At 63.6% G+C, this 6,498-nt stretch carries 6 protein-coding genes and 1 pseudogene; 3 read left to right on the top strand and 4 right to left on the bottom strand.

The features are described from left to right. A pseudogene (locus ABSG20_RS26415) lies at positions 1–283 on the bottom strand (sensor histidine kinase); the annotation flags it as partial. Positions 284–424: 141 nt separating this feature from the next. Between ABSG20_RS26415 and ABSG20_RS26410 the strand changes: the two are divergent. From ABSG20_RS26410 to ABSG20_RS26400, 3 genes are read left to right on the top strand one after another with little or no spacing between them, the layout of a single operon-like run. Next, the gene (locus tag ABSG20_RS26410; RefSeq protein ID WP_423867429.1) at positions 425–1,267 is read left to right on the top strand and encodes an SDR family NAD(P)-dependent oxidoreductase; all 843 of its coding nucleotides are present in this window, start codon (positions 425–427) and stop codon (positions 1,265–1,267) included. Positions 1,268–1,286: 19 nt separating this feature from the next. Then, positions 1,287–1,790: a cupin domain-containing protein gene (locus ABSG20_RS26405; RefSeq protein ID WP_423867428.1), complete on the top strand. Its 504-nt coding sequence runs from the start codon at positions 1,287–1,289 to the stop codon at positions 1,788–1,790. 46 nt (positions 1,791–1,836) lie between these two features. Continuing rightward, complete coding sequence (locus tag ABSG20_RS26400; protein WP_423867427.1) at positions 1,837–2,862, top strand: adenylate/guanylate cyclase domain-containing protein; 1,026 nt, start codon at positions 1,837–1,839, stop codon at positions 2,860–2,862. Here the strand turns inward: ABSG20_RS26400 and ABSG20_RS26395 are convergent. The 3 genes from ABSG20_RS26395 to ABSG20_RS26385 form a co-directional block, all read right to left on the bottom strand. Further along, positions 2,859–4,238, bottom strand: a complete 1,380-nt coding sequence (locus ABSG20_RS26395) for a cytochrome P450 (protein ID WP_423867426.1) — start codon at positions 4,236–4,238, stop codon at positions 2,859–2,861. The genes ABSG20_RS26400 and ABSG20_RS26395 overlap by 4 nt on opposite strands. Positions 4,239–4,383: 145 nt before the next feature. Continuing rightward, positions 4,384–5,625 carry an LLM class flavin-dependent oxidoreductase gene (locus tag ABSG20_RS26390; RefSeq protein WP_423867425.1) on the bottom strand — a complete coding sequence of 414 codons (1,242 nt, stop codon included), beginning with the start codon at positions 5,623–5,625 and terminating at the stop codon, positions 4,384–4,386. Positions 5,626–5,768: 143 nt separating this feature from the next. Next, the coding region (locus ABSG20_RS26385; protein WP_423867424.1) for an FkbM family methyltransferase at positions 5,769–6,498 on the bottom strand (730 nt) is incomplete at its 5' end.

The raw sequence follows: 6,498 nt of genomic DNA, 5'->3' as shown, positions 1-6,498 counted from the left end.
GTCTTGAAGAATCGGCCGAGGCGCCGCTGAAATTGAGGGTCACCCCGAGCGCGCCGCCCACGATCGCCGTCGCGATCCCGACCGGGAGGCCGCCGAACGCGGTGGCGAAGAATACGGCCGGAAAATAAGGGGTGAAGTATACGTCCGGCCGGACCAGGGAGAGGCACCAGCGCGCGGCGGTCGCCATAGCGAGGCAGCAGACCGCAAATCCAATGCTGAAAGCCGGCGTGGGTTGCGATGTCCCCTGCCAGCCCCGCCGAAACTCTTCGATCAATCTCCCCATCGCTCACATCAGCCGATCCGCGCAGCCAACAGGGCCAAGCATAGCGCAAAATACGCGGTCTAACGCCGCAAGCGTCGCTTGCGTTGCGCCGGCAAGCCGCAGATATACTGAAATCGTCATGGGTAAAGCCAGGAGAACAACATGGCACGATTGGAAGGCAAGGTTGCAGTCATCACCGGGGCGACCAGCGGCATAGGCCTGCGCACCGCCGAGATCTTCGTCGCCGAAGGCGCGAAAATCGTCATTGCCGGACGCCGCGCGCCGGAGGGCAAGGCGCTGGCCGGAAAGCTCGGCGCCAACTGCGTCTTCCGCCAGACCGATGTCACGGTCGAGGAACAGATGCGCGCGCTGATCGGGCAGGCGGTCGACCAGTTCGGCCGCATCGATTGCCTGTTCAACAACGCCGGCGGGCCGGCACAGACCGGCGGCATCGAAGACCTTGACGTGGCGCGCTTCGACGCCGCAATGGCGACGCTGGTGCGCAGCGTGATGCTCGGGATGAAGCACGCCGCACCCCATATGAAGCGCCAGGGCTCGGGCAGTATCATCAACAACGGCAGTATTGCCGGAAGGCTCGCTGGTTTTTCCTCCTCGGTGGTATACGGCGCGGCCAAGGCCGCCGTCATTCATCTCACCAGATGCGTGGCAATGGAACTCGGCGAATCCGGCATCCGGGTCAACAGCATTTCGCCCGGTGCGATCGCCACCGGCATTTTCGGCAAAGCGCTTGGCCTTTCGGTCGAGGCGGCGGAAAAGACCCCCGAGGTGATGCGGGAGGTCTACAAGGCCGCCCAGCCGATACCGCGCGCCGGACTGCCCGAGGACATCGCCCATGCTGCGGTGTTTCTCGCCAGCGACGAATCTACGTTTATCAACGGCCACGACCTGGTGGTCGACGGCGCCATCACCGGCGGCCGCAACTGGACGGCGCAGCAGCAGGGCCTTGCCGCCTTGCGCAATACGTTCGATCATAACGCGGGATAGCCAATCAAGGGAGGCATCAATGTCCGCTGCGTCCAAGGCGTTACTCGGGCGGGCCGCCGACCAGCCACTTCATACCGCCGTTATCGCCGGGCTCGCCTGCGCATTCGTGATAGGGAAGACGCTGCCGGTCATGATGGACACGCTATCGACCGGGGTTGCGCCGCTGTGTGCGGTCAGCGATCCCGCGGGCTCGGCGCTCGATACCGTCCAGCCGATCGCCTCTTACGCGCTGCCGAACGTTCCCGGCAAGCGCGTGACGATCGTGCGCGTGTTCTATGGCCCTGGCGGATTTACCCGCGCGCATCGCCACGCCGGCTCGGTTACCGCCTATGTCACCCAAGGCGAGATTCGCTCGCAGCTCGCCGGCGGTCCGGTCGAGACCTTCAAGGTCGGCCAGTCGTTCTTCGAGCCGCCCGGGGCAACCCATCTGGTCTCGGCAAATGCCAGCAATACCGAGCCCGCGGAGCTGATCGCCGTGTTCGTCGCCGACGAAGGCGCGCAGCTCACGACTCTTATAGAGTAGCGCTCTCACGTGCCGCGGTTCTGTGGCTACGCGAAGGGTAAGCGGCATGAACGCGAGGTTTGAGAGAAGACTGCGGTTGCTCGCTGTCACCGTTGCGGCCAGCGTGATCGGGGCGGTGGTTTACAGTCTTACGCAGGGCTTCACTTCTGCTGTCGAGATAGCAGCGGGAATCACATACGGGCTGCTTATCAGCGTCTCGATCACGAGCATTTCTCTGTTCGTCCTGGAAGGTCCGATGCGCGTGTGGCTCGGGGGTATTTCGTTCACGGCCAATTTGATTCTGCGAAGCGCGATCTACGCAGCGATTATCGTTCCCATCCTGTTTTTTCAGTTGGGCATCATCATCGCGGGCGCCCCTTACGATCCGTCTCATGAGAGCTTCTGGATCAACATCGTCTATGCCTTTGCATTCCTGGTTCTGGCGAATCTCGTTCTCGGGATCGCCAACATTATAGGGTCGCGCGCTTTTCTTAATTTCATCATCGGGCGATATCACAGCCCGGTCATGGAAAACCGCTTCGTGCTTTTTGTCGACATTGCGGGATCGACGGGGCTGGCCGAGCGCCTCGGCGGCCTCGCCATTCACCGTCTGCTCGATCGTACCTTTCGCCTTCTTACCCTTGCGGTCGAGGACTATCGCGGCGAAGTCCTCAATTACGTCGGCGACGAGGTGATCGTCACCTGGCCGGAAAGCGGCGGCGCGGTCGATTGTCGTCCGCTGCGCTGTTTCATGGCGATGCGCGACGAGTTGTCGCGCGCATCGAGCCAGTTGGAACGCGAATTCGGAGTGGTGCCGCGGATTCGCGGAAGCCTGCATTTCGGGCCGGTGATTGTCGGCGAGATCGGCGACCTCAAGCGCGCCATCGTCTTCAATGGCGACGTCATGAATACCGCGGCAAGGCTGGAGGAACTCAGCCGCGGCGTGGATGGCGGCTTCCTGATGTCCCGCGCGGCGATGGATCGCTTCAACTCGGCGCCCCCGTTTGTGGTTCGCGATCTCGGGCGCTTGCCGATTCGCGGGCGCGCCGACGGCATCGACGTGGTCGGCATCGGCGCGCCGGCGCCCGCTTAGCTGACCGGCGTCAGCGTCACGCGCAATCCGTCCTTTGGCTTCGGGATCGGCCACATCTGCCAGGCCGGCGTATAGCCGGGCTGCAGCGAGACGCTGAGGTTCTGCAGGAAATGCCGCGTGAAGCACTTCGCCTGCATGTTGGCGAAGTGCAGCCCCAGACACATATGCGCGCCGCCGCCGAACGGGACCCAGGCGAAGCGATGGCGGCCGCGCTGCGCCTCGTCGGTAAAGCGCAGGGGATCGTACGTTTGCGGATCGGGCCAGATCCCGGGCATGTGGTGGGTGAACAGCGGATTGACGCCGACCAAGGTGCCGGCCGGTATCGCGTAGCCCATGAAGGTCAGATCGCGGACGGCGCGGCGCGGCATCGACGGCACCGGCGGCCTCAGCCGCAGCGCCTCCTTGAAAGCCATGTCGGTGAGCGTCATGGCTTCCAGTTTGTCGAAGCTTGAGGGCTCGCCAGGCCGGAGACCAAGCGCGTTGATCTCGCCGCGCAGCCGGTCCTGCCACTGCGGATGGGCGGCGAGCTCGGCCATGAACGACGTCAGCGACGAGGTCAGGGTATCGTGTGCGGCCATCATCAGAAAGCTCATGTGGTCGACAATATCCTGCGTCGACAATAGCGCCCCGTCTTCGTGCGTGGCGGCGCACAGCTGCGAGAACAGGTCTTCGCCATCGCCCTTGGCGCGGCGGATCGGGATCTGTTCCGAAAAGTAAGCCACGATGCGTTCGCGGCCCCTGACGCCGCGGGCCATCTTGGTGCCCGGCAGCGGTGTACGGATCACGGCGACCGAGGCGGCCACCATATCGACGAAGGCGCGGGTGATTTCGTCGACCTCGGGCCCGATATCGGCGCCGAGGAACGATGTCGCCGCGAGGTCGAGGGTCAGCTGCTTCATCGCCGGATAGAACAGCATCGGTCCGGGTCGCGCCCGCCACTGCATGACCCGCGCCGCGATGCCGCGGTCGAGCGCCGCGAGATAGGATTTCATCGGCCCGGATTTGAAGGCGACCGAAAGCGCCCGGCGGTGCAGACGATGCTCCTCGAAATCGAGCAGCATCAGCCCGCGCGGGAACAGCCGGCCGAGAATCCGGCCCCAGCCATGGGTCGAGGAAAACTGCTTGGCCTGGTCGAACAGCACGAGCTCGTTGGCCTCGGGTCCGAGCAGGGTCAAGCTGGTTTCGCCGAAGACGTGGGACCGATACAGCAGCCCGTATTTGGCGGCTTGGCGTTCGACCTGTCCCTTGGGGTCGGCGAGGACGTCGAGCGTCTTGCCGACCAGCGGCCAGCCCTCATCGCCGGGAATGTGGGTCAGCGAATTGCGCTTCGGCGGCGTAAAGCTGGACCCGGGCGAGACTACAGTTTGCGTCGACATGGCAGTTGTTGCTCCGGCGGGTTGCTGGGATCGTATCCGCCAAACCGCGAACCTGTCGCCTCGGCGGGCGATTGGCAAGACCGACGCGTGTATTAGCCCGTATGCGGCGCCGCCGCAAAGCCTCTCGCGCGCCAAATGATTTGCCTCACGCCTTAAGCTTGGCGGCTTCCTTCTGCAGGTCGGGCGCGTTGACGGCCGGGATCGCTACGCGGCCGGGACCGGTGAGCGGAAGGGCGGCGGCGGCCTTGTCGTTCTCCATGATCTTGGCCATCACGGCCTGGCCGGCACGCTCGAACACCGCGCGGTTTTCGATCACGAATTGCTGCGACTTGCGCAGGCCGTCGATATGGCCGTTGATTTCCGGCACCACGTAACGCGCCACCATGTCCCAGCTGCGGCGGGTATTTTCGGGATTGGCCCAGTCATGCACGAAGCCGATGATGGTGCCGACGCCGCCGGAGACCTCCATCAGGCTCTTGATGGTTTTGACCAGATCGTCCGGGGTTCCGATAGTGGAGGCCGCGCCCTCGCCGCCCGCGGTCCTTTCGACGGCATCCTCGGCTGAGGTAAACATCTGCAGGCCCGGCCGCTGCAGCGTGCCGACATTATATTCATTGTGCCAGCGCATCAGACCGGCGCCGGCCTCGCGCCGCGCCTGCTCGCGGCTCTCGGCGATGTGCCAGCTCAACAGCACGCGCCAATCGGCGCGGCTGACTTTGGTGCCGTGCTTGTTCGCGGCATCCTCGGCAAAACTCCATTGCGTCGGCAGCGCCATCAGGCCCTGGGTCGACATCGAGCCGAGCGAGATGATGCCGATGCCGTATTTGCCGGCCAGCGTCATGCCCGACGGCGAAATCTGCGAGGCTACCACGAACGGCATATCTTCCTGCAGAGGCAGGATTTGCAGCGCCGCGTCGTTCATCGTGAACCAGTCGCTCTTGGCGGTCACGCGCTCGCCCTTGAACAGCCGGCGGATGATCGCGATCGCCTCATCCTGACGATCGCGCTGCGTCATCGGATCGATGCCGAGCGTGTGCGCGTCGGAGGCCAGTGCCCCCGGGCCGGACCCGAAGATGGCGCGGCCTCCGGTCATGTGGTCGAGCTGCACCATGCGCTGGGCGACGTTGAAGGGGTGATGATAGGGCAGTGAAATCACGCCGGTGCCGAGCCTGATGCGTTTGGTTCGCTCGCCGGCGGCGGCCAGGAACATCTCCGGGGAGGCGATGGTTTCCCAGCCCGAGGAATGGTGCTCGCCACACCAGAATTCGTCGTAGCCGAGCGCGTCGAGCTGCTCGACGAGATCGAGGTCGCGACGGAATTGCAACATCGGATGCTCGCCGATCGGATGATGCGGGGCAAGGAAGGCGCCGAATTTCAGGCGTGCCATGGATTTCTCTCCGGACTTTATTGTTGTTGCGACGGACCGGTCCCAAGCTACGGGCTCGGGAAGGCCGAGGCAATCGTCCCGGGGCACTTCCGGGATTTTGGTCGACAGCCGAACTGGCTTGGCGTCCAATTCCCGCCGCCATTCTACTCCTTGAGAAACAGGACATCGACGTATCCGGCTCGGGCAACCCTTGCATGAACTTCCGCCTTACTTGCCTTTCGGTGGGCTCCCCGGCGCATCAGCCAGTAGGCCAGGTAACCATGCAAGCAGAGGTGATCCAGAATGGCTGATACGGAGGTGCCAAACCTTCTCAAACCCTCCTCATGAAGCTCGATGAAAAGCGCCGGTCCGGCCACGGTCAGGATGTCCGACGCGCCATTCAGCACCAGCATCTCGGCGCCCTGAACGTCGATCTTTACCAGGCTTGGTCTGAGGTGACGCTTGTCCACGACCAGATCATCGAGCGTAACACCATCGACGGGCAGACCGGTGCCGTCCAGGGAAAGCTTATGATCGGCGGGATGAAGCGGATTGATCTCGAGCAGCGTTGCCCCGGCTACAGCCACCGCGGCAGCCTTCAGGGTGCGAACCCGCCCCGAAAGGCCGGCGCGCTTGAGTGAATTGTTCAAAATATCGAAGTTGCGCTGCTCCGGCTCGATCGATATGACTTCTCCGGCGCTTCCGACCCATTCGGCAAAGCGAAGCGAGAAGAAGCCAACATTCGCTCCGACATCGATCACGACAGATGCAGGCGGTACGAATTCCCGAAGCCGGTCGACTGGACCGGCCTCGATATATTTCTTATACGCTCCGTATAGCGCCAGGAACGACCTGTCGAACAACGGCAGGCGGTGAGCGCCCAGCCTCACGATC

This window comes from Bradyrhizobium sp., assembly GCF_049512235.1.
Lineage (GTDB): Bacteria > Pseudomonadota > Alphaproteobacteria > Rhizobiales > Xanthobacteraceae > Bradyrhizobium.
This window is presented reverse-complemented; position numbering and strand designations above follow the sequence as displayed.